This is a genomic window from Streptomyces sp. NPDC002809, assembly GCF_040295435.1.
Classification (GTDB): Bacteria; Actinomycetota; Actinomycetes; order Streptomycetales; family Streptomycetaceae; genus Streptomyces.
This window is the reverse complement of sequence record NZ_JBEOVJ010000005.1, coordinates 78,447-103,580: the sequence shown is the minus strand read 5'-3', so window position 1 is coordinate 103,580 and position 25,134 is coordinate 78,447. Positions and strand designations below refer to the sequence as shown.

The 25,134-nt window shown below is 71.4% G+C and carries 18 protein-coding genes and 2 pseudogenes; 10 read left to right on the top strand and 10 right to left on the bottom strand.

Features of this window, described 5'->3' with window-relative positions:
- Positions 1–66 precede the first annotated feature (66 nt).
- Positions 67–534 (top strand): nuclear transport factor 2 family protein, encoded by a 468-nt coding sequence (locus ABT025_RS05130; RefSeq protein ID WP_350990005.1) that lies wholly within the window; start codon positions 67–69, stop codon positions 532–534.
- Here the strand turns inward: ABT025_RS05130 and ABT025_RS05125 are convergent.
- From ABT025_RS05125 to ABT025_RS05110, 4 genes are read right to left on the bottom strand one after another with little or no spacing between them, the layout of a single operon-like run.
- Positions 531–1,865 carry an AAA domain-containing protein gene (locus ABT025_RS05125; RefSeq protein WP_350990000.1) on the bottom strand — a complete coding sequence of 445 codons (1,335 nt, stop codon included), beginning with the start codon at positions 1,863–1,865 and terminating at the stop codon, positions 531–533. The two genes, ABT025_RS05130 and ABT025_RS05125, sit on opposite strands and share 4 nt — an antisense overlap.
- The gene (locus ABT025_RS05120) at positions 1,862–3,478 is read right to left on the bottom strand and encodes a hypothetical protein (protein WP_350989998.1); all 1,617 of its coding nucleotides are present in this window, start codon (positions 3,476–3,478) and stop codon (positions 1,862–1,864) included. Before ABT025_RS05120 ends, ABT025_RS05125 begins: the two co-directional genes overlap by 4 nt.
- Positions 3,469–4,635 (bottom strand): hypothetical protein, encoded by a 1,167-nt coding sequence (locus ABT025_RS05115; RefSeq protein ID WP_350989996.1) that lies wholly within the window; start codon positions 4,633–4,635, stop codon positions 3,469–3,471. Before ABT025_RS05115 ends, ABT025_RS05120 begins: the two co-directional genes overlap by 10 nt.
- Positions 4,541–5,512, bottom strand: a complete 972-nt coding sequence (locus ABT025_RS05110; protein WP_350990200.1) for a phosphatase PAP2 family protein — start codon at positions 5,510–5,512, stop codon at positions 4,541–4,543. Before ABT025_RS05110 ends, ABT025_RS05115 begins: the two co-directional genes overlap by 95 nt.
- Before the next feature lie 312 nt (positions 5,513–5,824).
- Between ABT025_RS05110 and ABT025_RS05105 the strand changes: the two genes are divergently transcribed.
- The gene (locus ABT025_RS05105) at positions 5,825–6,421 is read left to right on the top strand and encodes a histidine phosphatase family protein (protein WP_350989993.1); all 597 of its coding nucleotides are present in this window, start codon (positions 5,825–5,827) and stop codon (positions 6,419–6,421) included.
- A 99-nt stretch (positions 6,422–6,520) separates the two neighbouring features.
- On the opposite strand, the gene ABT025_RS05100 is transcribed toward ABT025_RS05105, so the two are convergent.
- A complete protein-coding gene (locus ABT025_RS05100) occupies positions 6,521–7,885 on the bottom strand; it encodes an NsdA family TPR-like regulatory protein (protein ID WP_350989991.1) in 1,365 nt (454 codons plus the stop codon).
- 241 nt (positions 7,886–8,126) lie between these two features.
- Between ABT025_RS05100 and ABT025_RS05095 the strand changes: the two genes are divergently transcribed.
- Together ABT025_RS05095 and ABT025_RS05090 are read left to right on the top strand one after the other, a co-directional pair.
- A complete protein-coding gene (locus ABT025_RS05095; protein ID WP_350989989.1) occupies positions 8,127–8,621 on the top strand; it encodes a hypothetical protein in 495 nt (164 codons plus the stop codon).
- Between the two features lie 119 nt (positions 8,622–8,740).
- Complete coding sequence (locus ABT025_RS05090; protein ID WP_350989987.1) at positions 8,741–9,667, top strand: spermidine synthase; 927 nt, start codon at positions 8,741–8,743, stop codon at positions 9,665–9,667.
- A gap of 6 nt (positions 9,668–9,673) precedes the next feature.
- On the opposite strand, the gene ABT025_RS05085 is transcribed toward ABT025_RS05090, so the two are convergent.
- Positions 9,674–10,219 (bottom strand): hypothetical protein, encoded by a 546-nt coding sequence (locus ABT025_RS05085; protein ID WP_350989985.1) that lies wholly within the window; start codon positions 10,217–10,219, stop codon positions 9,674–9,676.
- An 89-nt stretch (positions 10,220–10,308) separates the two neighbouring features.
- Here ABT025_RS05085 and ABT025_RS05080 point away from each other — a divergent pair, with 89 nt between their 5' ends.
- The 3 genes from ABT025_RS05080 (at position 10,309) to ABT025_RS05070 (ending at position 14,083) form a co-directional block, all read left to right on the top strand.
- A complete protein-coding gene (locus tag ABT025_RS05080; protein ID WP_350989983.1) occupies positions 10,309–11,019 on the top strand; it encodes a response regulator transcription factor in 711 nt (236 codons plus the stop codon).
- Complete coding sequence (locus ABT025_RS05075) at positions 11,016–12,467, top strand: sensor histidine kinase (protein ID WP_350989981.1); 1,452 nt, start codon at positions 11,016–11,018, stop codon at positions 12,465–12,467. Before ABT025_RS05080 ends, ABT025_RS05075 begins: the two co-directional genes overlap by 4 nt.
- A gap of 128 nt (positions 12,468–12,595) precedes the next feature.
- Positions 12,596–14,083 (top strand): glycoside hydrolase family 18 protein, encoded by a 1,488-nt coding sequence (locus ABT025_RS05070; protein ID WP_350989979.1) that lies wholly within the window; start codon positions 12,596–12,598, stop codon positions 14,081–14,083.
- Positions 14,084–14,171: 88 nt separating this feature from the next.
- Here the strand turns inward: ABT025_RS05070 and ABT025_RS05065 are convergent, their stop codons facing one another.
- Positions 14,172–15,956 carry a 2-isopropylmalate synthase gene (locus ABT025_RS05065; protein WP_350989977.1) on the bottom strand — a complete coding sequence of 595 codons (1,785 nt, stop codon included), beginning with the start codon at positions 15,954–15,956 and terminating at the stop codon, positions 14,172–14,174.
- Positions 15,957–16,122: 166 nt separating this feature from the next.
- Between ABT025_RS05065 and ABT025_RS05060 the strand changes: the two genes are divergently transcribed.
- Positions 16,123–16,824 (top strand): FadR/GntR family transcriptional regulator, encoded by a 702-nt coding sequence (locus ABT025_RS05060; RefSeq protein ID WP_502971886.1) that lies wholly within the window; start codon positions 16,123–16,125, stop codon positions 16,822–16,824.
- 102 nt (positions 16,825–16,926) lie between these two features.
- Here ABT025_RS05060 and ABT025_RS05055 read toward each other — a convergent pair.
- The 3 genes and pseudogenes from ABT025_RS05055 to aspT (ABT025_RS05045) form a co-directional block, all read right to left on the bottom strand.
- Positions 16,927–18,510, bottom strand: a pseudogene (locus ABT025_RS05055) (bifunctional aspartate transaminase/aspartate 4-decarboxylase); the annotation flags it as partial.
- A 17-nt stretch (positions 18,511–18,527) separates the two neighbouring features.
- Positions 18,528–20,231: pseudogene (aspT, locus tag ABT025_RS05050) on the bottom strand (aspartate-alanine antiporter).
- A complete protein-coding gene (gene aspT, locus ABT025_RS05045) occupies positions 20,232–21,905 on the bottom strand; it encodes an aspartate-alanine antiporter (protein WP_350989973.1) in 1,674 nt (557 codons plus the stop codon). It abuts the pseudogene before it with no gap.
- Positions 21,906–22,584: 679 nt separating this feature from the next.
- On the opposite strand from aspT (ABT025_RS05045), the gene ABT025_RS05040 reads away from it, so the two are divergent.
- Both ABT025_RS05040 and ABT025_RS05035 read left to right on the top strand, forming a co-directional pair.
- Entirely contained in the window at positions 22,585–23,910 is a 1,326-nt protein-coding gene (locus ABT025_RS05040) for an ABC transporter substrate-binding protein (protein WP_350989971.1), read from the top strand.
- Between the two features lie 230 nt (positions 23,911–24,140).
- Positions 24,141–25,130 carry a carbohydrate ABC transporter permease gene (locus tag ABT025_RS05035; protein ID WP_350989969.1) on the top strand — a complete coding sequence of 330 codons (990 nt, stop codon included), beginning with the start codon at positions 24,141–24,143 and terminating at the stop codon, positions 25,128–25,130.
- Positions 25,131–25,134 lie beyond the last annotated feature (4 nt).

The window sequence follows — 25,134 nt, the reverse complement described above, 5'->3', positions numbered from 1 at the left end:
GCGGACCGGCTCCAGCGCCCCGGGCCCATACCGATTCCGGGGCACCTTCCACGGAACGGGAGTGCCATGACGAGCGACAGCCCGACCCGGGCCGACCTGAACAAAGAGGTGGTCCGCCGCTTCTACCGAGCCGTTCTCCGAACACCCGGCGGCCCGGACTTCGCGACGATCGAGGAACTGACCGACGAGCAGGAGGTCGAGCTCAACTGGGGACACCCCGACAGCGGGGTCCACACGGGTGCTCGGATCGGACCGGCGCGGCGCAGGATGCACGAGCTGACCGGCCTGGACCTCACGACCGTCACCATCGACGAACTCACCGCCGAGGGCCCCACCCGCGTGGTGGTCGTGGCGACGAACACCGGCAGCGACATCCACGGCAACCCGTGGAGGATGACCGTTCTCGAACTGGTCGACGTCGTGAACGGCAGGATCACCAGGAAGCGTTCCTTCTGTCAGGACACCGCGCTGCTGCGTGACATCTCCCTCGAACGCGAGGCCGCAGGCCTGCACGCCGACGGAGACACCCCCTAAGGCCGCCACGACACCCGATGGTTGGACAGGTGGTCGTACGTGGCCATCATGGCCTCCCAGCCGTCCGGGAACTTCACGGTCACGCCCAGCTGGACCGGCTCCGTCGACGGGTGCTCGTCCAGCAGGTCCGTGACCCCCTCGCGGCACACCACGATGCAGGCGTGCCGGTGGCGGGAGGCCAGCACGCACAGCCGGCCCGTCTCCAGATGGAACGCGGTGGCGTCCGGACGGCCGGACAGCGGGTGCAGGACCACCGTCACATCGAACTCGCGGCCCTGGAGCCGGTTCGCCGTGTCCACCGCCACGCCCGTGACCCCGAGCTCGGCGAGCGCCGCCCGTACCGCGGCCGCCTGGTCGCGATGGGCCGTGCCGACCGCGACCCGGTCCGCCGTCACCGGCGCCGGGTCCGGGGAGCGCTCGCTGGTCGCCGCCCCGCCCCGGTCGAGCAGCCGGCGTACCACCTGGGCCACGGCCCGCACCGCCTCCGGGTCGGTGCGCGGGGTGTGCCGGGCGGGCAGCTCCAGCAGACCCCAGCCGGACTCCGCCGCCTCGTCCAGCACCCGGTCCGCCGCCGAGCCGTCGGACGCCACCCCGAACGACAGCAGCCGGTCGCCGTGGTCCGTACCGCTGCGGAACGGGGTGTACGGGTAGAACGCGTCCGACACCAGCGGAGCCGCCGAGGCCGGCAGCCGCCAGGAGACCGGCAGCCGGTGCTGCGGCAGCTCCGGGTTGTGCGCGAGCAGCGTGGACACCGCGCTGGCCGACGGGTCGTAGCTCAGCCCCGCCCACTGGTCCGCGCCGACGATCGAGAACGGGTCCAACTGGCCCGGATCGCCGACGAACAGAGCCCGCTCGAAGAGCCCGGCGACCGCCAGCAGCGCGTCCGAGCGCATCTGGTACGCCTCGTCGACGATCGCGTGGCCCCACGGCTCCACGTTCTTCACATGGGCCCACTTCGCAGCCGTCGAGACGACGACGTCGAGACCGGCCAGATCCGCCGCCTTCGCCGACTTCCGTACGTTGTCCAGGCCGTCCAGCACCTTGTCGTACGGATCGGAGTCGTTGCTGTGCAGCCGGCCGACCGGCAGGCCCGGGTCCTTCTCGGCGAGCCGTACCACCAGGTCGTCGACCTGGGCGTTCGTCTGTGCGACGACCATCAGCGGGCGCCCGGCCGCCGCGAGTTCGAGCGCGGCGCGCACCACCAGGGTCGACTTGCCCGCACCCGGCGGGGAGTCCACCACGATGCCGCGGGCCGTGCCGTTCAGAGTGTCGTCCAGGATCCGGGCAGTGGCCAGGCCCGCCGCCGCGCCCGGGTCGAATACGGCCGTCACAGCAGGTCCTCCGTGGTCACGGGGTCAGGGCGCTCGGCAGCTCCCGCGCCGCCCGGCGGGCCGCCGTGGGTCCACGGCGTCTCCTCCGGGTCCGGCAGCTGAGGGCCGCCGCGCTGGTCGTGCTCGAAGAGTGTCCAGGCGATGACGTCACCCGGCTCCGGCACCGATCCCGGGGCGGGCTCCTTGCCCCGGCCCATCCGGTCGGTGATCCGCAGCACCAGCGACGGGACGCCCCCGTCGCCGCTCTCCTCCGGCGCCCCGTACCCCGCGAACTCGGCGGTCTGCGGCTTGCCGTCCAGCGAGCGGTAGACCTTCACACGCTCGCCCAGGTGCGGCTGCTCGGCCGTGCGGACGGTGACCAGCGGGCGCGGGGAGGGCCGCTTGGACTCGCTGTACGCCATCTCCACCGCGGTCACCTCGCCGAGGAACGCCTCGCCGGCCAGCCGCCGGCCGGCCAGCACCAGCGGATCGTCCAGCGCCTCCTGGGCCTCCAGCTGGGCCTGCGCCGTCTCCCGCGCGGCCAGCTTGCGGGCCGCCGTCACCGCGTCGTCCCGGCGCGGCTGCGGCGGCTCACCGGCCCGCACCCGGTCGCGGTGGCCGGTGAACGACCAGCGGTCGCGGGTCCAGCGGTCCTCGGTCCTGGACCCCGCGGGCAGTTCCCGCAGCAGGTCCAGGCCCTGCCACACCGCGTCCCAGGTCGGCCGCAGGACACCGGCCAGCAGCCCCCGGATCTCCCGCTCGGCCGCGGTCAGTTCCGCGAGCCGGGCATCGGCTGCCAGACCGTCCTCGGCGGCGGCCAGCGACGTGCGCGCCCGGTCGTACTTCTCGATCGCGGGGGCCAGCAGCCGGTTGTCGAAGTCCGGGTCGGTGGCCGGTCCGGCCGGCGGGCACAGCAACTGGCCCCCGGCGTCCCTGCCCAGCTCGGCGCGGAGCGCGGCCTCTGCCCCGGACCCGCCCGCCGGCGGGTCGATCCAGGCGAGAAGGGCGCCCAGATGCTGGTCCTCCAGGGAGGACTGGCCACTCGCCCAGTGCCGGTTGAGGAGATCGGTGCCGGCCAGCAGCAGCGAGGAGCCCGGCACCCGGGCCCGCTCGCCGTAGTGAGTCAGCCAGCGGCCCAGCAGCGGGACCCGGGCGGGCGCCGGATACGGGGTGTCGGGGTCGTCCTCGGCGGTGCGCCGGAACCGCATGGAGCGGCCGAGCAGCCGGACGAACTCGATGCCCGCCCGGCTCGGCACGATCAGCTGAGCCGCGTCTGTGCACAGCTCGGTCTCCACCTTGACCTTCTTGCCGGTCGAGGGGTCGGTCTCGCTGCGCTCGGCCGCCTCGATGACGTCGGCGTACGACTCGATGTACGGCAGGACCGTCTCGGCCAGCTCCGCGAGGAACGCGAACCGCAGGTCCCGGTCGCGCGGCTGGGCCACGACCAGCAGCCGGGGCGCGTCCCGGTCCGTGCCGACGAGCGCGCCGAGCGGGGCGCCGGCCTCGCCCGCGGTGGTGAGCGGAACCAGCACGAGCGGCCGGTCGCCGAGGTGGCGGTGGCGGACGGTGGCCATCGGCTGGGCGCGGCCGCTCTCCACGGCCTCCAGCCGGGCCAGGGTGCCGATCAGCGACATGCGGTGCTGCCCTCCAGGGCCTCGGCGCGCAGCGCGGCCGCGCGGAGCAGTGCGGCGACCGTCGGGTCCGCCGGATCGCCCTCCTTGCCCGCGGCCGCGGCGAGTACCCCCGCGACCGTGGTGAGTCCGCCGAGCTCGCCCCGCACGCTCCGGCCGAGCGCCTCGACCGCACCGGCGGCCCGGGCCCTGGCCCGGCAGTGGAAGGCGAGCTCGCAGGCGGCCAGGCACTCCGGTGCGTACGCCGCGGAGACGGACTCGACCGCGGTGTCCAGCTCATCGGGGGAGCATTCCGGGTCGAAGGTGGTGCCCTCGGGCAGCGCCGCCGCGATGTCCTCGATCCGGGTGAGGCGGGTCAGCTGCCTGCGGGTGACCGCGCGCTGCTTGCGCACGTCGACGACGGAGGCGGTCGGCAGGTTGGAGAAGTCCTTGGGGCAGACCAGCAGCACCCGGTGGCCGACCTCCGCGCCGTCGGTCACCGCGGCGACCCGCTCCAGCGCCAGGACGTACACGGCGGACTGGCGGGCGGCCGCGCCGACCTTCGCCGCGTCGGCGGAGCCATCGATCATGGGGAAGGACTTGATCTCGACGACGGTCCAGGTGCCGTCGGGGTGGACGACCACCGCGTCCGGTTCCAGATAGGCGGGGGAGCCCGCCACCTCCAGGGCCAGCATCGGGTGGTCGAGCAGCGCCCAGCCGCCGGACGCGGTGGCCTCGCGCAGGGCCAGCGCGGTGCGGGCGGCGCGGCCCTCGGGGCCGGCGGCCGTGAGATCGGGTACGGGGACGTCCGCGGGCGGTTCGCCGGGCTCACCGAACCCCTCGTGCAGCAGGCGCATCAGCTCCGTACCCCCGTCGGCCTTGACCTTGGCCTCGAAGGCGTTGCCCCGCATGAAGGCGAACTGGGACTGGCCGAAGGCGGCCGGTGAACCGAGTGCGGCGGCGAGTGCGCCCTTGTCGACACCGGCGCCGTCGAGCAGGGCGCGCCGCTTGCAGCCGGGGTTGGCGGCCAGGGCGGCCAGGGCGCGTGCGTCCAGCGGACGGGGTGCGACGGCCGGGCCCCTCAGCTCAGCGAGCCGCCTTCGCAGCGTCACCGCCTGCGCCTCTTCCCGCGGGGGCCGGGACGTCGGCCGGGGCAGGTGGGCCGGCCGGTGCTGCTGCATCGGTGGGATCTGCGGAGGTGGTCCGCTGGCCGGGGATTCGCTCACCCGCGGAAGTCTTGCATCCGGCACTGACATCCGGGGACTTCATGGCCGGGGACACCCGTGCGAAGCGGGTCAGGACGGAGTCCTTGACCCGGTCGGCGAGGCGCGACACGGGCCTGGCGAGCAGCGCTCCGGCACCCATGACGGCGGCGCCGGCGACGGCGTCGAGGAAGTAGTGGTTGGCCGTGCCCATCACCACGATGACGGTGATCAGCGGGTAGGCGATGCCGGCGGCCCGCAGGAGGGGGTGCTTGCAGTGGCGCCAGATGAGGATGCCGCACCAGAGTGCCCAGCCGACGTGCAGGCTCGGCATCGCCGCGTACTGGTTCGTCATGCCGCCCATGCCGCGCGGTGCGCTCGCCTCGGTGCCCCACCAGCCGTACGAGCTGTACTGGGCCATCGTGTCGACGAAACCGTGCCCGGCGGCCAGCAGCCGCGGCGGGCAGGTCGGCATGAGCGTGAAGCCTATGAGGCCGAGCATCGTGGAGGTCATCAGCCAGGTCCTGGCCCGGCGGTAGGCGGCCGAGTGGCGGCGGAACATCCAGATCAGGACGGCCGGGGTGACGAGGTAGTGCAGGGAGGCGTACGCGAAGTCGGCGGGTATGCCTATGGAAGGGTGCGCGGTGAACAGCCGGTTGAGCGGGTGCTCGGCATTGAGGAAGAGGGCCTTCTCCAGATGCAGGATGCGCAGCCCGTGGTCGACGGCGGTGGACACGTCCCCCCGGACCAGGAGCCTGCCGCCCGAGTACGCTGCGTACACCAGGGCCAGGAGCGGGAGCTCGGTCCACCAGCGGGGCCGAGGGCGCGGCACGGGCGCGGTGGTGGCATGCGGCATCCGGAAGTTCTCCATCATGTGTTCATGCGGCCGACGGCGGGCGTTCAACCGTACGGTGCAGGCCGGCTGCGGTTCGCCCGGGGTGTCCTATGGAGGGCACCTCAGCTGCTCGGATTCGTCTGTGGTCATTGGGACGCCGGTACGGCCCCCCAGGTTGCCTCTCGCGAAGGTACGCGATGATGGAAATCCGGACGATCCGTTTCCCCGCTCCGCCCGTTGTATCCGTTCCGTCCCGGACGGATTCGTCCCCATCGATGTCCAAGATCTCAGATACCGCATCTCAGGTCCCAGTTTTTCAGGGAGAGCCTTCACATGGCACCGCGCATCCTGCTGGCCCGGCACGGCCGGACGGAATGGTCCGTCAAGGGCAAGCACACCGGCAGGACGGACATTCCGTTGCTCGACTCGGGGCGCGAGGGGGCCAGGCTGCTCGGTGAGCGGCTGCACCTCGGGCCGTGGGCGGACCTGCCCGGTCTGGAGGTCCGCACCAGTCCGCTCGTGCGGGCGTCCGAGACGTGCGGGATCGCGGGGTTCGGCGACGGGGCCGAACCGTGGGACGCGCTGATGGAGTGGGACTACGGGGCGTACGAGGGGATGACGCCGGCCGAGATCAAGGCGGCCCGCCCGGGCTGGTTCATCTGGCGCGACGGGGTGCCGGAGGGGGAGACCCTGGCCCAGGTGTCGGCCCGCGCCGACGAGGTCGTCGAGTGGGCGCGCTCGTCCGACCGCGACGTCCTGGTCTTCGGCCACGGCCACATCCTGCGGGTGCTGGGGGCGCGGTGGCTCGGTGAGGACGCGTCGTTCGCGGCGCGGCTGCGGCTGGAGCCGACGTCGCTGTCGGTCCTGGGATGGGCGTACGGGGCGCCGGCGCTGGAGTGCTGGAACGACACGGGGCATCTGGAGGCGTAGCGCCCTTCGGCCCGTCCGGGGACCGAGGACGGAACCGGTCGCCCGTTGCCGGGCGCGGGTCTTCGCCCCCGAGCGCCGGGCGGGCTGGAATCGGGGTTCTCAGCCGCCCGCTGTGGACATGGCGTGGCGGTCCAGGAAGTCCTTGACGTCCACCGAATCCCGGCCCCGGGGGCGCAGGACCGTGACCGCGTCCGCCAGCATCGACCGGATGCGGGAGGACTGGACCTGGTCCAGCAGGTCGAGCACCCGGTGACCCGTCGCCGCGGCCTCCTCCGTGAGGCCGGCCAGGGCCAGGTCCGTGGTCAGCTCCGCGCGGTACAGCGCCAGGTTCCGGGTGAAGTGCGGTTCCTGGAGTCGCGTCGCGCGCCGCGCATGGCGTGCGGCCCGCGACCAGTCGCCCAGCGCCGACCAGCACTGTGCCTCCAGCATCTCCAGCTCGGCCTCCCGGAAGAAGGTCATCCACTCCGGGTCCGCCGCGGACGGCCCCCGTCCGAACGCGGTGTGTGCCCGGCCCAGTGCCCGCTCGCAGCCGGTACGGTCCCCGAGTCCGGCCCGGCCCCCCGCCTCCCGCAGCGCGAGCAGCGCCAGGAGCCGCGGCGAGCCCAGGGGCTGTGCGGCCCGCAGGCCCGCCTCCGCCGCGCGTACGGACTCGCGCGGCCGGCCCGTGTCGCGGGCCAGGAACGACGCGTTGCAGAACGCGTGCGCCTCCAACGCCGGGTCCCCGGCCACCCGCGCGGTGGCGAGCGCCTCCGCGTAGTGCGAGCGGGCGTCGTCGAACCGGCCCGAGTCATGGGCCAGCCAGCCCACCGAGATGGCCAGCTCACCGGCGCCCGCGTGCAGCCGGTCCGCCGTGGAACGCCGGGTCGCGATGCCGGAGTCGAGCAGTGCGTACGCCGCCCGCAGCGGCTGAGAGGCCCGCCGGTAGAGGCCGTCGCCACCGTGCCGGTCGTCCAGCAGGCGGATCTGCCGCACCGCCTTCTCGACGGCGCTCACCTCCGCCTCGCCGACCCGGCGCTGCGCGGGCACGGACGCGGCGGCCGTGCCGCCGAGACCCAGGCCCAGGGAGACGGCCGCCACCGCGGTGGTGCCGCTCGTCATGAATGCGCGACGCAGCACGTCGCTCTCCTCGTCGGTGTCGCTGCCGGGCACCAGCAGCGGGGAAGTCGGGGGTGGCGGGGCGTCCGCCGTGGACCGGGCCCCTCGGCCGCGTACCGATTCGCGCGGTGAGAAGCCCAGGTCCGCCAGGGCCGCCCCGGGGAACATGTGCAGGAAGACCCGCTCGTACGCGTAGTTGGGACAGCGGATCTCGCCGGACTCCACGCGTCCGATGTACCGGGCGTCGCACGCGACCTGCTCGCCGATCTCGCGAGCCGACCTGCGTACTGCGGCAGCGAACTCTCCGGCGGAGCGCTGTCCGCGCAGCCGCCGGAAGGCGACGTTGGGAACTGCCGGTGTCGTCACCATGGCGGGGCCCTCTCTGCTGCGAGCCGGGCGCCTGTTTCCGGTGTCCCGGCGGAGCAAGAACGTACCTGCTGTGACGAGTCACACACACAGCGTTTGCTGACAAATCGGATATCTCGCCCACGATCCGCCATGAACTGCCACCCTTTGCGGGGGTGCTGCACCGTAGCCCTTGACGTGGTCGGCGCGTTGGTCCATGCGGAGACGGAGTCCGGCTCCGCCCGGCGATGAGAGGAGAGGTCCCTTGTTGCACCTCGGCATGGCGACCGGATCGCGATCGACCGCGACGACCGGGACGACGGCGGCCACCACGGCGACGACAGGCACCACGGCAACAGACACCACGGCACCCGCCGGGGGGCCCGGTGTTCCCGGCGTGCACTCCGGGCCCGAACCCTGCGATCTCGTGACCGTCCCCGCCCGCCAGGGGCTGGAGGCCGTCGACATCCTGCGGCGCGGCGCCGACCAGGAGGCGGTCGGACCGGTCCTCCATGACGGCGCCTGCGCCACCCTCGGCTTCCTGGTGCCTCCCGGCACCGCGCAGGCCTGGGACGTACCGGGCAGCGCCTGTACGCAGACCGACGGCCGCGGGCTGCGCATCCCCGCCGAGCCGCCGGCCCCGGGCAGCGGCTGGCTGCTGCCGCCCGCCCACGACACCCCGGTCACCGACCCGGCCGTGCTGCGGGCCGCGCTCGACCAGGCGGCCCGGCTGATCGAGGCTGCCGACAACTGCCGCTGAGAAGGTGCCGGGTGGCCCCGGAGCTCATAATGGCCGGGTGGCGGGCGCCTTGATCAGCCCGTCGCGGCCGGTTCCGACCGGCCCGGACACGGTGAGCAGTGAAGCAGGGACGAGTAGCAGTGGCACGTCGAGGAGCGGCCGGCGGTGCGGGCGACCGCAAGCAGCGCGCGGACCGCAGGACCGACCGCAAGGCGGCACGCGGCTCCGAGCCCCCCGGGGGCAACGTCACCGAGCCGGTGGACGGCGGCCTCGCAGAGCTCGTGCCCGACCGGGAACGCCGGCGAGCCTGGACCCTGACGATCGACGGTGCCCCGCAGTCCCATGTGGACCTGGACGATCCGACGTACCTCTCGTTCGAGTACCAGCGCCGGATCGGCCACATCGCCGATCTGGTCGCGCCCGCCGGACAGCCGCTGCACGTCGTGCATCTGGGCGGCGGCGCCTTCACCCTCGCGCGCTACGTCGCCGCGACCCGCCCCCGCTCCACCCAGCAGATCGTCGAGGTGGACGCGGCCCTGGTCCAGCTGGTGCGCCGGGAGCTCCCGCTGGACCCGCAGGCCAGGATCCGGGTCCGCGCCACCGACGCCCGCGCCGGGCTCGGCAGGATCCAGGACGGCTGGGCCGACCTCGTCATCGCCGACGTATTCAGCGGGGCCCGGACCCCTGCCCACCTCACCAGTACCGAGTTCCTCGCCGAGGTGCGCCGGGTCCTCAGACCCGGCGGGAGTTACGTGGCCAACCTCGCCGACGGGCCGCCGCTCGCCCATCTGCGCGGCCAGATCGCCACCGCCGCGACCGTCTTCCCCGAACTGGCGCTCGCCGCCGACCCGACCGTGTTCCGCGGCCGCCGCTTCGGCAACGCCGTACTGCTCGCCTCGGACGTGGCACCGAAGATCGCGGAGCTGACCCGCAGGGTGGCGACGGACCCGCACCCGGGGCGCGTCGAACACGGGCGTGCGCTCGCCGACTTCACCGGTGGCGCGGCCGCGGTGCACGACGCCGGCGCCCGGCCGTCACCCGCACCACCCGCGTCCGCCTTCGACTGAACTCCGTCACGACTTCACGATCTCGACCTGCGGCGGATGATCGTTCCAGGTGCAGTAGACCGACACCGTCGTGCCGTCGTCCTTGGTGAAGTTCACCCGGATCCAGGTCGTGTTCGTCCAGACCTGCACCGACCAGCCCTGCTCCGGAGTCGCCGAGACCAGCTTCGCCGAGTCCGTGCCGAGCTCGAAGACGATCCGGCCGCCGTCCGTCGCGTAACTCCTCGCCGTACCCGACGCGGTGGCCGTTGCCGTCGGCCGCGGAGTGCCGGCGGGGGTGTGCGACGGTGTCCGGGACGCGGTCGGGGACGGCTTCGGGGTGGTCCGGGGGGTGGCCCGGACCGTCTTCGACGGGGACGGCTCCGGGCGATGGGTCGAGGACGACAGGATTCCGGCGCCGGTCCGGTCGCCCCGGGGCTCCGCCGCGATCGGCACCGCGCGCGGCGGGTCGTACGCCGTACCCGCCATCACGGTGTGCACACCCCACCACGACAGCGTGACCGCGGCGCCGGTGGCGAGCGACCACGCGAGCGCGTGTACGAGACCTCGTTGCATCCGGCACATCCTGCCCCACGGCCGCACCTCTGTCCCCACTACCGCCACCGGGCGGACCGCGCGGGGCCCGATGGCGTACGGTGCCGCCCATGCCAAGTGTGCTCGTGGTCGAGGACGACCAGTTCGTACGTTCCGCCCTCATCCGGCACCTGACCGAGGCCTCCCACACGGTACGGAGTGTCGGCACCGCGCTCGAAGCGCTGCGCGAGGTGGCCCACTTCAGGTTCGACGTGGTCATCCTCGACCTCGGGCTGCCCGATCTCGACGGGGCCGAGGCACTGAAGATGCTGCGCGGCATCACCGACGTGCCGGTCATCATCGCGACCGCGCGCGACGACGAGAGCGAGATCGTCCGGCTGCTCAACGACGGCGCCGACGACTATCTGACCAAGCCCTTCTCCGTGGAACACCTCTCGGCCCGGATGGCGGCCGTGCTGCGCCGCTCGCGGGCGGCCGGCGGCGAGGCCCCGCCACCGCGCGTCATCCAGGTCGGCGGGCTCTCCATCGACCCGCTGCGACGCCTTGCCGAACTCGACGGTGCGGAACTCGACCTCACCCGGCGCGAGTTCGATCTGCTCACCTTCCTGGCCGGCCGGCCGGGCGTCGTCGTGCCGCGCAAGGAACTCCTCGCGGAGGTCTGGCAGCAGTCCTACGGGGACGACCAGACCATCGACGTCCACCTCTCCTGGCTGCGCAGGAAACTGGGCGAGACCGCCGCCCGGCCCCGCTATCTGCACACCCTGCGCGGCGTAGGCGTGAAGCTCCAGCCGCCCGCCGCACCCCCGGAGCAGCCCGCATGAGATGGGCCCTGGTCAAGGTCTGTCTGGCCGTCACCGCGATGGTGGTCGTCGCCTTCGCCGTCCCCCTCGGACTCGTCATCAAGGAGATGGCACGCGACCGCGCCTTCTCCGACGCCGAACGGCAGGCCGCGACGATCGGCCCCACGCTCTCCATCACCACCGACCGCGCCGAGCTGGAGACGGCCGTCCTCACCACCGAACCGGGAGCCGCGGGCCGGATGGCCGTCCACGTGCCCGCGTCCGGCGAGGCCGGCGGCGTGGCGGTGGAGATCGGCACCCGGCGCGCCACCCGCAAGGACCTGGAGACCGTACGGGAGTCGGGGCGCGCCTCCATCACGGAGGTGGCGGGCGGCTCCGCGCTGCTCCAGCCGACCGCGCTGGGTTCCAGGGGCACCGTCGTCGTCGAGGTGTTCGTGCCGGAGGACGAGGTCTCCAACGGCGTCGCCACCGCCTGGCTGATGCTCGCGGGCGTCGGCATCGCACTGATCGTCGGTTCGGTCGCGGTGGCCGACCGGCTCGGCGTACGCATGGTGGAACCGGCCCGGCGCCTGGCGGGCGCCGCACAGGACCTGGGGGAGGGGCGGCTCGGCACCCGGGTTCCGGAGGAGGGACCGACCGAACTCCGGTCCGCCGCAGCCGCGTTCAACTCCATGGCCGACCAGGTCGTCCAGCTCCTCGCCAACGAGCGCGAACTGGCCGCCGACCTCTCGCACCGGCTGCGCACCCCGCTCACCGTGCTCCGGCTCAACGCCGCCTCGCTCGGAGAAGGACCGGCCGCCGAACAGACCCGGGCGGCCGTGCAGCAGTTGGAGCGCGAGGTCGACACGATCATCAGGACCGCCCGGGAACAGCGCCCCCAGTCCCAGGGGCAGAACGGAGGCCCCGGGGCCGGCTGCGACGTCTCCGAGGTGATCCGTGAGCGGATGGACTTCTGGTCCGCGCTGGCGGAGGACGAGGGCCGCGAGGTGCGCCTCGCGGGAGTGGACCGTACGGTACGCATCCCGGTGGCCCGCCCCGAACTGGCCGCCGCACTCGACGCGTTGCTCGGCAACGTCTTCCGGCACACGGCGGAGGGCACCGCCTTCGCCGTCGACGTCCACCACAGCGGGGGCGCGGTGATCGTCCTCGTCTCGGACGCGGGCGGCGGCATAGCGGACCCGAAGGCGGCGCTGGCGCGCGGCAGCAGCGGGCGTGGCGGCGCTAAGGGGGCGGTGGGCTCGACCGGTCTCGGCCTCGACATCGTCCGCCGGGTCGCCGAGTCCACCGGCGGCGACGTGCGGATCGGGCGCTCCGTGCTCGGCGGCACCGAGGTGCGCATCTGGATCGGGCTCGACGGGCAGCAGCCGCAGCGGCGCGGGCGCGGACACCGGGTGGGGCGGCAGCGGCGCGGAGCGGCCGGCCGGGGTGCAAAGCGCCCATTCCGCTCCGGCGCGGGCCCGAACCTTTAGACCGGCCGATGCGCTCCTTAAGCCAACCCTAAGAACATCAACCCGGGTCCGAATCACACTGTTTGTCGGATTCGGTGCCGCTAGCGTGCTCCCGCATCCCCACTTCCGTACGACGAGGCAGGAACGCGATGGGCACCAGCACGCACCGGCGCACGGCGAGCACCAGGACCAGGGCGATCGGCGCAGTCGTCGCCGCGGCCGTGATCGGCGGCACGGTCTTCGCCCTCACCGGCACGGCCCAGGCGGCAGCGGTAGGCGCCGCGTACACGAGGACCAGCGGCTGGACCGGCGGATACACCGGGCAGTACGTCGTCACCAACGAGACCGACGCGGCCAAGTCCGGCTGGACGCTCGAATTCGACCTGCCGGCGGGCACGAAGCTCAGTTCCCTGTGGAACGGCGAGCACACCGTCAGCGGAAGCCACGTCACCGTCACGCCGGCGAGCTGGGACAAGGAGCTCGCGCCCGGCAAGTCCGTCACCATCGGCTTCGTCACCAGCTCCGCCGGCACGGCCGCCGACCCCACCGGCTGCCTCATCGACGATGCCACGTGCTCCGTCGACACCGGCGCGACACCGGAGCCGAGCGGCCGCCCCACCGAGACGGCAACCCCCACGCCGACCGCCACGGCCACCCCCACCGAAGAGCCCACCGCCACGCCGACCCCCACGCCGACCCCCACGCCGACCCCCACCGAGACCGACAGCGGCGGCGGCACGGCGGGCGGTGCGGGCTTCGCCCCGTACGTCGACACCTCGCTCTACCCGGCGTTCGACCTGGTCGACACCGCCGCCAAGACCGGGGTGAAGCAGTTCAACCTCGCCTTCATCACCTCCGGCGGCAGCTGCGCCCCGCTCTGGGGCGGGATCACCGGACTCGGTGACGACCACGTCGCCTCCCGGATCGGCGCCCTGCGCGCGGCCGGCGGCGACGTCCGGGTCTCCTTCGGCGGCGCATCCGGCTCCGAACTGGCGCTGAACTGCACATCGGCCGCCGATCTGGCCACGGCCTACGGCAAGGTCGTCGACACGTACAAGCTGACCAAGGTCGACTTCGACATCGAGGGCGGGGCGCTGCCCGACACGGCGGCCAACTCGCGGCGCTCCCAGGCCATCGCCCAGCTCCAGAGGTCCCACCCCGGCCTGGACGTCTCCTTCACCCTGCCGGTGATGCCCGAGGGCCTCACCCAGCCCGGCGTGGACCTGATCGCGGACGCGAAGAAGAACGGCGTGGACGTCGGCGCGGTCAACGTGATGGCGATGGACTACGGCGCCTCCTACAGCGGCGACATGGGTGCGTACGCGATCCAGGCGGCGACGGCCACCCAGGCCCAGATCAAGGGCGTGCTGGGCCTCTCCGACGCGGACGCGTGGAAGGCCGTCGCCGTCACGCCGATGATCGGCGTGAACGACGTCAGCACCGAGATCTTCAAGGTCGAGGACGCCACCCAGCTGGTGGCCTTCGCCAAGGAGAAGGGCCTCGCCTGGCTCGCGATGTGGTCCGGGACCCGGGACAAGGAGTGCGCGGGCGGGCCGAAGTCCTCCGCGGACGCCTCGTGCAGCTCGATCGCGCAGGAGCCGCTCGCCTTCACGAAGGCGTTCGGCGCCTACAAGTAGCCACCTTCCCCCGCCCGTGCATCCCGGCCGGCCCCCACAATCCCCCCACCCGGCCGGGGTGTGCGCCCCATGTGTCGCCCGTACCGCGTCAGCCCCGCGCCCGGTTCACCGCCGACAGCACCGCCGCCGCCGACGCGGCCACACTCGACGCGTCCTGGCCCGCGCCCCAGCACACCCGCTCGCCGACCCGGCACTGCGCGTACGCGGTCACCGTCCCCCCGGGCGCCCCGTGCTCCGCGAAGTCGAGGATCCCCACCTCCACCCCGGCGGCCGCCAGCGCGTGCGTGAACGCCGACACCGCGCCGCCGCCCGTGCCCTCGTGGTCGCCCTCGCGCCCGTCCACCCGCAGCGTGCAGACGAAGCGGCACTCACCGGCCGGCCCGCTCTCCGCGGACCAGGAGGCCAGGGCGATCGAACCGTCCCGGCCGGGGGTCAGATACGTCGCCTCGAACAGGTTCCACAGGTCCTTCGGCGTCGCCTCCAGACCGCTGTCGTCCGTCGCTTCCTGCACAGTGCGGGAGAAGTCGGCCCGCATCCTCGCCGGCAGGTCCACCCCGTGGTTGCTCCGCAGCAGGTGGGCGATGCCGCCCTTGCCCGACTGGCTGTTGACCCGGATGACCGCCTCGTACGTACGCCCCACGTCCGCCGGGTCGATCGACAGGTACGGCACCGCCCACAGCTCGGAGTCGCTGCCCTCCCGGTGCGTGAACCCCTTGCTGATCGCGTCCTGATGGGTGCCCGAGAACGCGGTGTAGACCAGGTCGCCGCCGTACGGATGGCGCGGCGGCACCGGCAGCCGGTTGCAGTGCTCGACCGTACGGCGGATCTCGTCGATGTCCGAGAAGTCGATCATCGGGTCGACACCCTGGGCGTGCAGATTGAGGGCCAGGGTGACCAGGTCGACGTTGCCGGTGCGCTCCCCGTTGCCGAACAGGCAGCCCTCCACCCGTTGCGCCCCCGCCAGCACGGCGAGCTCCGCGCAGGCCACGCCCGTACCGCGGTCGTTGTGCGGATGGACGGAGAGGATCACGGAGTCGCGCCGGTCCAGATGGCGGTGCATGTACTCGATCTGGTCCGCGTACACGTTCGGTGTCGCGATCTCCACCGTGGCCGGCAGGTTGTGGATGACCGGCCTGTCCGGCGAGGCGTCCCACAGCTCCGTGAGGCCGTTGCAGATCTCCAGGACGTAGTCGGGCTCGGTCAGGACGAAGACCTCGGGCGAGAACTCGAACCGGATGTCGGCGTCCGGCCTCGCCCTCGCCAGCCGGTCCATGTGCCGCCCGGCGTTCCGTACGACACCGTGCACCTCGGCCCGGCTCCGCCCCAGGACGACGTCACGCCAGACGGGCGCGGTCGGGATGTACAGGTGGACGACCACCCGGCTCATCCCCGCGACGGACTCGAAGGTCCGCTCGATCAGCTCGGCCCTGGCCGGGGTGAAGACGACCACGGTCACGTCGTCGGGTACGGCTCCGCTCTCCGCCAGATGCCGTACGAAGTCGAAGTCGGTGCGGCTCGCGGACGGGTAGCCGACCTCGATCTCCTTGAAGCCCATCGCGACGAGCAGATCGAACATCAGGCGCTTGCGCGGGGTGTCCATCGGCTCGGAGAGGGCCTGGTTGCCGTCCCGCAGGTCGACGGGGACCCAGAGCGGGGGGCGGTCGATACGGGCCTGCGGCCAGCTCCGGCCGGTCAGCGGGATGTCCACCCGGTCGAAGGCCGACCGGTAACGGTGCGACGGCATCGAGCTGGAGCGCTGCGGGTTCCAGGGCGGCGCGGTCTCGGGGACGGGCCCGCGCGGGGTGCAGATCGTGGGGAAGCCGTGCGTCGGTGACAGGACGGCAGACATGGACTCGGACGTGAGCTCGGACATGAACGTGGTCTCTTCTCGCATCGCCGGACGCGACCGGCACAGCACGGCACCCCGCGGCGGGGTGCCGATCGCTTCAGGCCCCGCCGCGGCAGCCGAGAAGAAGGAGACCGCGGTACGTCATGATCGGTACACTAGCCAGAAAACAAGTCCTCAGACAACCTGACAGGTGAATCCCGTGTCCTCGCTCGGTCCGCTCCGCCCCAGCCCCCTGGTCGAACAGGCCACGAGCCATCTGCGCGCGCAGATCACCGAGGGGCACTGGCCGGTCGGTACGAAGATCCCCGGTGAGACCACGCTCGCCAAGACGCTGGGCGTGGGCCGCTCGACCGTGCGCGAGGCGGTGCGGACGCTCGCCACGCTCGGCCTGCTCCAGTCCCGCCAGGGCGCCGGGGTCTTCGTCATCGCCGACCACGCGACGGAGGAGTGGCCGGTCAGGCTGCGCCGGGCCTCGGTCACCGACGTCTACGAGGTGCGCATGCTCATCGAGGTCCAGGCCGCCCGGCTGGCCGCCCGCCGCCGCACCGACGAGGACCTGATCGCGCTCGACGCGGCGCTCACGGCGCGCCGGGCGGCGGGCGCCGGCCCGGACCCCGGCTTCGTGGACGCCGACATCGCCCTGCACCGGGCGGTCGTGGCGGCCGCCCACAACCCCGTACTCACCGATCTCTTCGGCGAGTTCGCCCCCGCGCTGCGGCAGGGGCTGATCGACCTCGTGGAGCTGCTCGGACTGCGCCGAGACGACCCGAACCACGGTGAGGCGCAACACCACGCGCTGGTCAGGGCGGTCGTGGCGGGCGACGCGGAGTCCGCGGGCCGGGCCGCCCAGGCGGAACTGGAGCACACCCTGGCCCGCCTGCGCGCCGCCTGACCGGGCCGATCCGGCCGGATCGCCCTACGCCGCCCCGGCCCCCGAGTCCCGCCACTCCTGCGCGTACTCGTCGAAGATCGCCCGCAACTGGTGGCCGATCTACAGGTAGTCCAGGTCGTCCAGATTGGCCAGGGAGACGCGGACCGACCACTCCGGTCCGTCGAAACCGCCGCCGTTCAGCAGCACCACGGACGTCTGCTCGGCCAGCCGGAACAGCGGGTCGACCGGCTCGTAGTTCTGCTCCAGGTAGTCGGCGAACTCCTTGCCCTGGGTGCGTTCCGCCTCGGCCAGCAGGTCCAGCTCGATGTAGTACGAGGCCCGCTTGGGGTCCTCGGAGATCTTCATGTGGGCGCCCTCCAGCAGGAGTTCGAGGCGCTGCCGCACGATGGACCGGATCCGCTTCTTGTACTCCTGGCCCTCGTCCAGCATGTCGAAGAGGGAGAAGAGCGTCATCATCACCTGCTGCGGCAGCGAAAGCCCCGCCGTGTGGTTGAGCGCCACCTGACGGGAGTCCGCGACCAGCCGATCGATGAATCGCATCTCCTCCGGGTGCAGGGACAGCGACCCGTACCGCTTGTCCAGGCGGGCCTTCTCCTCGGCGCCCTGCGCGGCCAGCAGGTCGTCGATCACGTTGTCGTCGTGCAGTCCGATGACGCCGAGCCGCCAGCCGGTGGCGCCGTAGTGCTTGGAGTACGAGTACACGAGCAGGGAGTTGCGTGGCAGGTCGGCGGCCAGCGAGCGGAAGCCCTCGACGAAGGTCCCGTAGACGTCGTCCGTCACCACGATGAGGTTCGGGTTCTGCTCGGCGACGATCCCCACGATCTGCTCGGCGACCTTCGGAGCGAGCGCCAGGGACGGCGGATTGCTCGGGTTGACGCAGCAGACCATCCGGACGGCAGGGTCGGCCAGCTTGGCGATCTCCTCCGGCGGGTAGCGCCACTGCCGCACACCGGTCTCGGTGAACAGGTTCGCCTCGACGTGCACGACGTCGAATCCGTACGTGTCCAGCTCGGGGATCTCCAGGTACGGGGTGAACACGGGCACCATCAGGGCGATGCGGTCGCCCTTGTGCAGGATGCCGTTCTTCAGCAGCGAGTCGAAGATGTAGCACATCGCGGCCGTTCCGCCCTCGGTCGCGAACAGGCTGAGGTTTTGCCCCTGCGGCGGCCGGTGGTCGAACATCTCGTCGGCCACGTACCCGCGCACGATCTGCTCGACGTGCGGCAGGATCCGCCCCGGAACCGGGTAGTTGTCCCCGATCGAGGAGTCCGTCAACTCGTGGACGAACGCGTCCGGCACGAAGCCGAAGCGCTTGACCGCCAAGTCGACGCTTGCCTGCAGCAGCTCGATCCCGGGCAGGTCCGGATGCGTACGCACGAAATGGGCGAAGCGGTCCGCGCAGCCGGCCTCCTCCGGCATCCCGCCCAGGTTGTCCGCCGTCCAGACCCGGCGGGACTCGGCGAGCGCGAAGTAGCCGAGTGCGTGGTACGCCTCCCGGGGGCCGGTGGCGACCCAGTTCGGGTTGCCGCGGCCCGCGTTCAGCATGGCCCGGATCGTCTTGCCCTTCTGGCCGGGCTTGTCGCTCTGCTCGGACTGGGCGATGGTGATGAACTTGTCCTTCAGCTCGAACGGGCTGAGCTGGGCGAACGAGCGGATCTCCGCACGGCTGAGGCTGGCCTTGGGCATGTCTGCGCTCCCGCGGTTCAGTGGTTGAGGATGACGATGACGGCGCCCCACACGGTCAGCAGCACATTGCCGACGGCGTACGGGATCGTGTAACCGAGCGTGGGGATCTGGGACTTGGAGGTCTCGTTGACTGCGCCGATCGCCGCCGTGGTGGTCTGGCCGCCGGCCAGCACCCCCATCAGGATCGGGAACCTGATCTTCTGGACGTAGTGCCCCACCAGGAACCCGACGAGCAGCGGGACGACGGTGGCGACGGCCCCCAGGAGCAGCAGCCCCCAGCCCGCCGATGACAGCCCGCTGGTGAAGCTGGGGCCGGCGTTGATGCCGACCACCGCGACGAACATGCACAGGCCCAGGGTGTCCATGAACCACTGGGCGCCCGGCGGTACGTTCCCGTACGTCGGGTACTTGCCCCGGATCCAGCCGAAGACCAGACCCATGACGAGCCCGCCGCCCGACGTGGAGAGCGAGATCGGCACCCCGCCCGCCGTCAGCGCCGGAATGCCGATGCAGCCGCCGAGGAAGATGCCGAGGCCCACCCACACCATGTCCGTCGCGAAGCTCGTCGGCACGGGCTTGCCGAGCTCCTTGCCGGCCGGGCCGACGAGCCGCTCCGGACCGGTCAGCACCAGGGTGTCGCCGCGCTCCACCGGGGTGGAGAGCCGGAAGGGGAACTCGGCGCCCGCCCGGTACAGCTTCTCGATGTAGACACCGGCCATGAACGGCTCCCGGCGCAGCTGCTCCACCGTCCGCCCCAGCCGGGCCTTCTCGGACGCCACCACGTGCAGGGTCTCGGTCCGGTACCCGAGCAGTGCCACGTCGTCCGCCTCCGGGCCCACATGCGTACGGGCGTCGAAGTCCACCAGGTCGTGCCGCAGCGCGCTGACCGCGATGGTGTCCCCGTCCCGCAGCACGAGGGACTGGGACTGCGGCAGGATCGCCCCCTCGCGCCGGACCTGGGTGATGTAGACGCGGCGGCCGAGCGCCTGCTGCTGGGTCTCGAAGTCGGCGATGCTGCGGCCGACGAGGTCGTGGCGCGCGATCGTTTAGGCCCGCAGCACGGTCTCGTAGTAGCCCTCGCCCTCGTCCGGGTCCTCGTCCGGGGCGTCCAGCTCGGCGGCCAGTTCCGCGCTCTCCTTCGCCAGGTCCCGGCGGTAGAGCCGGGGCAGCACGTTGGCGAGGAGCATCGCGCAGAGGATGGTGCCGAGCGGATACGTGACGGCGTACCCGACCGCGACCAGGTTCTGCTCCGACTTCACCTCGGCGGAGGAGAGACCGGGCAGGGTGCCGATGGCGTCCTGGGCGACACCGATCGCCGCCGACTGGGTGAGCGCGCCGCTCATGAGGCCGGCGCCGAGCCCTGGTCCGTAACCGAGCAGGACGGCGAAGAGCCAGGAGACCAGCAGCCCGGTCACACAGACCACGACCGCGTTGACGACCTGCGGCAGCCCGTCCTTCCTCAGCCCCCGGAAGAACTGCGGGCCGACCCGGTAGCCGAGTGCGAACAGGAACATGATGAAGAAGAGGTTCTTCACCGTGTCGTCGATCTGGATCTTGAACTGCGCCCCCAGCACCAGGCCCGCGACCAGACAGCCCGTCACGGCACCGAGCGCGATCGCCTTGTAGCGGACCTTCCCGATCAGGAACCCCAGCGCGACGACCAGGAAGACCAGCAGTTCGGGATGGGGCGTGAATATGTTGCGGTTGAGGAAATCGATCATTCAGGCTCCCAGGACGCCGACGAGGATGGGACCGGTCAGAGGCAGCAGGAAGTTGGAGAGCGCGTACGTGATCGTGTAGCCGAGCAGCGGCACCGAGCTCTGCGCCACCTGGGTGATGGAGGTGATCGCCGGGGTCGAGCACTGCTGGCCCGCGATGGCGCCGATCAGCAGGGGCTTCTCGATCTTCAGGACCGTCAGTCCGACGATCAGGGAGATGGTCGCGGGGATCAGCACCATGGCGATCCCGGCGAAGGGCAGGAGCGCGCCGTACTCCTTCAGCAGCGGCCACGCCTGGGGCCCGGCGGTCAGTCCGGTGCAGGCGATGAAGATGGCCAGACCCAGGTCCTTCATCGTGTTCGCGGCCTGCGGGGGGAAGGCCCCGAAGGTCTGCCGGCGGGAGCGGAACCAGCCGAAGAGCAGCCCGGAGACCAGGCACCCGCCGCCGGTGCCGAGCGACAACGGGATGTCGCCGATCCGGACGACGATCTGGCCGAGCAGCGAACCCGCCACGATGCCGAGGCCCAGGTAGATGAAGTCCGTCGCGTCGTTCTTCACGACGGCACCGATCTTCGCGACGAGCTTGTTGAGACCCGCGCGGGCACCCACCAGGGTCAGCACGTCGCCGCGCTCCACCCTTGTCTCGGCGGACGCGGGCAGATGCTGGTCGTTGCGCAGCACGTCGGTGATGTACACGCCGTCCCGGCGGAACTCGGGGTGGTCGCGCTCCAGCTCGGCGATCGTCGACCCGGCGGTGGCCTTCTCGGTCACCGCGACCTGACGGGTGGCCAGCGGGGTGTCGAGGCCGGGCACGGCCGGCGTCTCCGGGCCGATCATCCGGCCGGCCGCGATGATCCCGCGGCGCCGGCCCACCAGCTGGACCAGGTCGCTCAGGGTCAGCTCCAGATCGGGGGACGGGTCCAGCAGCACGCTGCCGCGCTTGACGCCCTCCACCGTGACGCCGCCGAGGGAGGCCTCCAGCTCGCCGATCCGGCGGCCGTCCGCCGAGGTCACCAGGAAGGTGCGGCCGACCGTCCCGGGCAGTGCCTCGCGCTCGTCCGACTCCAGCCCGGGGACGCCGCCGCGCATCTTCTCCCAGAGTTCGCGCGAGGCGTCCGCCAGGTTGATGCGCAGCAGCATCGGCATGATCTGGCTGGTGAACAGCACGATGGTGACCAGGCCGAAGAGGTAGCAGACGGTGTACGCGGTGGCGACGTGCCCCTGGTACTGGGTGATCTGGGCGGCGGTCAGGTCGTCGAGCTTGCCGATGGCCTCGGTGGCCGTACCGACCACGGCGGACTCTGTCGCCGCCCCCGCCAGGATGCCCGAGGCCGTTCCGACGTCGAGGTCGAAGGCCTTGGCCAGGCCGAAGGCGATGCCGAGCACACAGACCAGCTCGATCAGGCACAGGGCGAAGAAGCGCAGGCTCCTGCGGTTGAGGTTGGCGAAGAACTGAGGCCCGGCCAGATAGCCGAGCGAGAAGATGAACAGCGCGAAGAAGACCGTCTTGACGTCCTCGTTCACGCTCACGTGCCGGGTGCCGATCAGCAGCGAGACGATCAGGGTGCCGCAGATACCGCCGAGCGCGATCGGTCCGACGCGGATCTTGCCCACGAGGTAGCCGAGGGACAGACAGAGGAAGAGAGCGAGTTCGGGATGGTCGCGGACTACTCCCATCCGGCGTCACTCACCCTTGGCTGCAAAAGTGATCATTAGGCATATAAGGGTGAAATCAACAGAATGTGAGATGACCGGCATGTCTGGTTCGCTGCCGTCGTGCGGAACGTAACGGGTCTCCTGTGGGGCGTTGTTCCGGTCATCGGCCCGGCTGCTGTTCTCGGCCACCGTCCGGCGCTCGGCTTCGGGGAAAGAACGCGGAGGTGCCTCCGGACGGCCCCTGGGTGCGAGGTCCCGTTCACCTTCCGGCGGGCGTCGGCGAAGGAATCGTGGGTGGTGGTGGGTGTTTCGGGGGTGTGCCGGAAATCCGGCTCGATCAGGCCCGCTTCCCGGAACCACCTACAAGATCCACTCCCAACAGGGCTGTCACCTGCGGGAATTCAGGAATTGCCGCGTCCGCTTCCTCTGGTTGCCCGCTTTGGCAAGCCTTCGGCCGGACACGGTCTCGTGACTTGCAGGACACGCTCGCGCAACGGAAGCGTCTTCAACTCTTGACACCCACCCCTCCCAGGCAGCAACCTTCCGACATCGACGCATGGGAGCGCTCCCACATCGCACGAGGAAATCTCGTGCGAACGGCACTGCCCGTGTCCTCCCCCCTGAACCATCCGGCACCCGCACTCACCAGCGCGTATGCCACGCAGTGAGCCAGTCCCACCCTGGAACAAGGAGTAGTGGAATGCGTATCACCCGCACCGTCGCCGGTCGCAGCCGCAGAGTCGCGGTCATGGCCACCACGGGCCTGACCGCTTCGGCCCTGCTGCTGACCGGCTGCAGCAGCGACTCCGACTCATCGGACACGTCCTCCGATGCGAACGGGAAGATCACGCTGACCGTCGCCGACTTCGGGCAGTTCGGCTACAAGGAAGCCGGCCTCTTCGCGAAGTACCACGAGCTGCACCCGAACATCACGGTGAAGGAAGACACCACCGCCGATGAGAAGGTCTACTACCCCAAGCTGCTCCAGCAGCTGAACTCGGGCAGCGGTCTGGCCGACGTCCAGGGCCTCGAGGTCGGGCGCATCAAGGAGCTCGTCGACACGAAGGCGGACCAGTTCGCCGACCTGAGCAAGGTCATCGACGTCAACGAGTGGGTGTCCTGGAAGGCGAAGCAGGCCACCGCCAAGGACGGCACGGTGATCGGCGCGGGCACCGACATCGGCCCGATGTCCCTCTGCTACAACACCGAGCTCTTCAAGAAGGCCGGCCTGCCGACCGACCGCAAGGAAGTCGCCGCGAAGATCGCCGGCGGCTGGGAGGACTACCTCAAGCTCGGTGAGGAGTACAAGAAGAAGGCGCCCGCGGGCACGTACTTCATGGACTCCGCCAGCGCCATGTACAACGCCGTCGTCAGCTCGAACGCGAAGCAGTACTACGACGAGAGCGGCGAGGCGATCTACAAGGACAGCCCCAGCGTCAAGCAGGGCTGGGACCTGGCGGCCGAGGCCGCGGACAAGAAGCTGACCCAGGGTCTTGCCCAGTTCAGCGACCCGTGGAAGGCCGCGCTGCGCAAGAGCACCATGGCCACCGTCGCCTGTCCTGCCTGGATGGCCGGTCAGATCTCGGTGAACGCCGGTGACGCCAACAAGGGCAAGTGGGACATCACCACCGCCCCGGGTGCGACCGCGGCCAACTGGGGTGGCTCCTTCCTCGGAGTCCCGAAGGCCGGCAAGCACGTCAAGGAGGCCGGTGAGCTCGTCAAGTGGCTGACCGCCCCCGAGCAGCAGGCCGCCGTCTTCAAGGCGATCGGCAGCTTCCCGTCCAACAAGGGCGCGTACGACCTGCCCGACGTGAAGACCGCCAAGCTGGAGTACTTCAACAACGCGCCGATCGGTGAGCTGTACGCCGACGAGGCCAAGTCCATCCCCGAGACCATCCTCGGAGCGAAGGACGGCATCATCAAGGACACCATCTCCACCCAGATCAACAACATGGAGCAGCGCGGCACCAAGCCCGACGACGCGTGGGACGCAGCGACCAACGCGATCGACAAGGCGATCGGCTGACGGTCGTAGCAGCGGGCGGCCCCAGGGCCGCCCGCACCTGCGTGTCCCCACCCCATGGGGCGCCGGGGCCGAGCGGACGGTAGGCCTCGCGGAGGGCTTGCACGGGGCGACCGGGTACCTCCCGGCCGCCCCGTGGAAGCCCACCGCACACGCTTGTCGCCGACGCCCCGGCCCATCCGGCCCGGCCCCGTACCCGGGTAACCAAGCAATCCAGGGAAGGACTCCCGCCCGTGGCCACCTCGACTCCCACCCGGGACGCATACACCCCGCCACCCCCGAAGAATCCGGTGAGCACCCGTCGGCAGGCCTGGCGCAGCCGCCTCTGGCGGTTCGACGACAAGGCATCGCCGTACGCCTACATAGCCCCGTTCTTCCTCGTCTTCGGCGCCTTCGGGCTCTACCCGCTGATCTACACCGGCTGGATCGCCCTGCACCGGGTCGAGATGACCGGACTGGACCAGATGGAGTGGGTCGGCTGGGACAACTTCGACAAGATCCTGCACGACTCGGAGTTCTGGACGGCCGTCAGCAACACCTTCCTGATCGGTGTCATGTCGACGGTCCCGCAGCTGCTCGTGGCCCTGGGCCTGGCGCACCTGCTGAACTACAAGCTCCGCGCCAGCACCTTCTGGCGGACGGTCATCCTCACCCCGTACGCCACCTCGGTGGCCTCCGCGGCCCTCGTCTTCGCCCTGGTCTTCCGGGCCGACGGCGGTCTGCTGAACTGGGCGCTGGAGTTCGTCGGCCTCGGTGACACCAACTGGGCCAACGGCCACTGGACGTCCAAGATCGCCATCTCCGTCATCGTGATCTGGCGCTGGACCGGCTACAACACGCTGATCTACCTCGCCGCGATGCAGGCCGTGCCGTCCGATCTGTACGAGGCCGCCTCGCTCGACGGAGCTTCGCGCTGGCAGCAGTTCCTCAAGGTGACCATTCCCTCGCTGCGGCCCACGATCCTGTTCACGATCGTCATCTCGACGATCGGTTCCATGCAGCTGTTCGGCGAGCCCCTGCTGCTGGAGGGCGGCACCCTCGGCGCGATCGGCGGCAACGAGAACCAGTACGAGACCCTCAGCATCTACCTCTACAACTACGGCTGGAACCTGGGGCATCTCGGTCCGGCCGCCGCAGTGGCCTGGGCGATGCTCGCCCTCCTGCTGATCATCGCCGCGGTCAACTGGCTCATCGGCCGCTTCGTACGCAAATCCGCGGTCTGACCGG

What these genes read in the sequence shown, in the direction of transcription:
- ABT025_RS05130 (WP_350990005.1), top strand. Translation starts at nt 67, where the DNA reads ATGACGAGCGACAGCCCGACCCGGGCCGACCTGAACAAAGAGGTGGTC.
- ABT025_RS05120 (WP_350989998.1), bottom strand. Translation starts at nt 3,478, where the DNA reads ATGTCGCTGATCGGCACCCTGGCCCGGCTGGAGGCCGTGGAGAGCGGC.
- ABT025_RS05115 (WP_350989996.1), bottom strand. Translation starts at nt 4,635, where the DNA reads ATGCAGCAGCACCGGCCGGCCCACCTGCCCCGGCCGACGTCCCGGCCC.
- ABT025_RS05110 (WP_350990200.1), bottom strand. Translation starts at nt 5,512, where the DNA reads ATGCCGCATGCCACCACCGCGCCCGTGCCGCGCCCTCGGCCCCGCTGG.
- ABT025_RS05105 (WP_350989993.1), top strand. Translation starts at nt 5,825, where the DNA reads ATGGCACCGCGCATCCTGCTGGCCCGGCACGGCCGGACGGAATGGTCC.
- ABT025_RS05100 (WP_350989991.1), bottom strand. Translation starts at nt 7,885, where the DNA reads ATGGTGACGACACCGGCAGTTCCCAACGTCGCCTTCCGGCGGCTGCGC.
- ABT025_RS05085 (WP_350989985.1), bottom strand. Translation starts at nt 10,219, where the DNA reads ATGCAACGAGGTCTCGTACACGCGCTCGCGTGGTCGCTCGCCACCGGC.
- ABT025_RS05080 (WP_350989983.1), top strand. Translation starts at nt 10,309, where the DNA reads ATGCCAAGTGTGCTCGTGGTCGAGGACGACCAGTTCGTACGTTCCGCC.
- ABT025_RS05075 (WP_350989981.1), top strand. Translation starts at nt 11,016, where the DNA reads ATGAGATGGGCCCTGGTCAAGGTCTGTCTGGCCGTCACCGCGATGGTG.
- ABT025_RS05070 (WP_350989979.1), top strand. Translation starts at nt 12,596, where the DNA reads ATGGGCACCAGCACGCACCGGCGCACGGCGAGCACCAGGACCAGGGCG.
- ABT025_RS05065 (WP_350989977.1), bottom strand. Translation starts at nt 15,956, where the DNA reads ATGTCCGAGCTCACGTCCGAGTCCATGTCTGCCGTCCTGTCACCGACG.
- aspT (WP_350989973.1), bottom strand. Translation starts at nt 21,905, where the DNA reads ATGGGAGTAGTCCGCGACCATCCCGAACTCGCTCTCTTCCTCTGTCTG.
- ABT025_RS05040 (WP_350989971.1), top strand. Translation starts at nt 22,585, where the DNA reads ATGCGTATCACCCGCACCGTCGCCGGTCGCAGCCGCAGAGTCGCGGTC.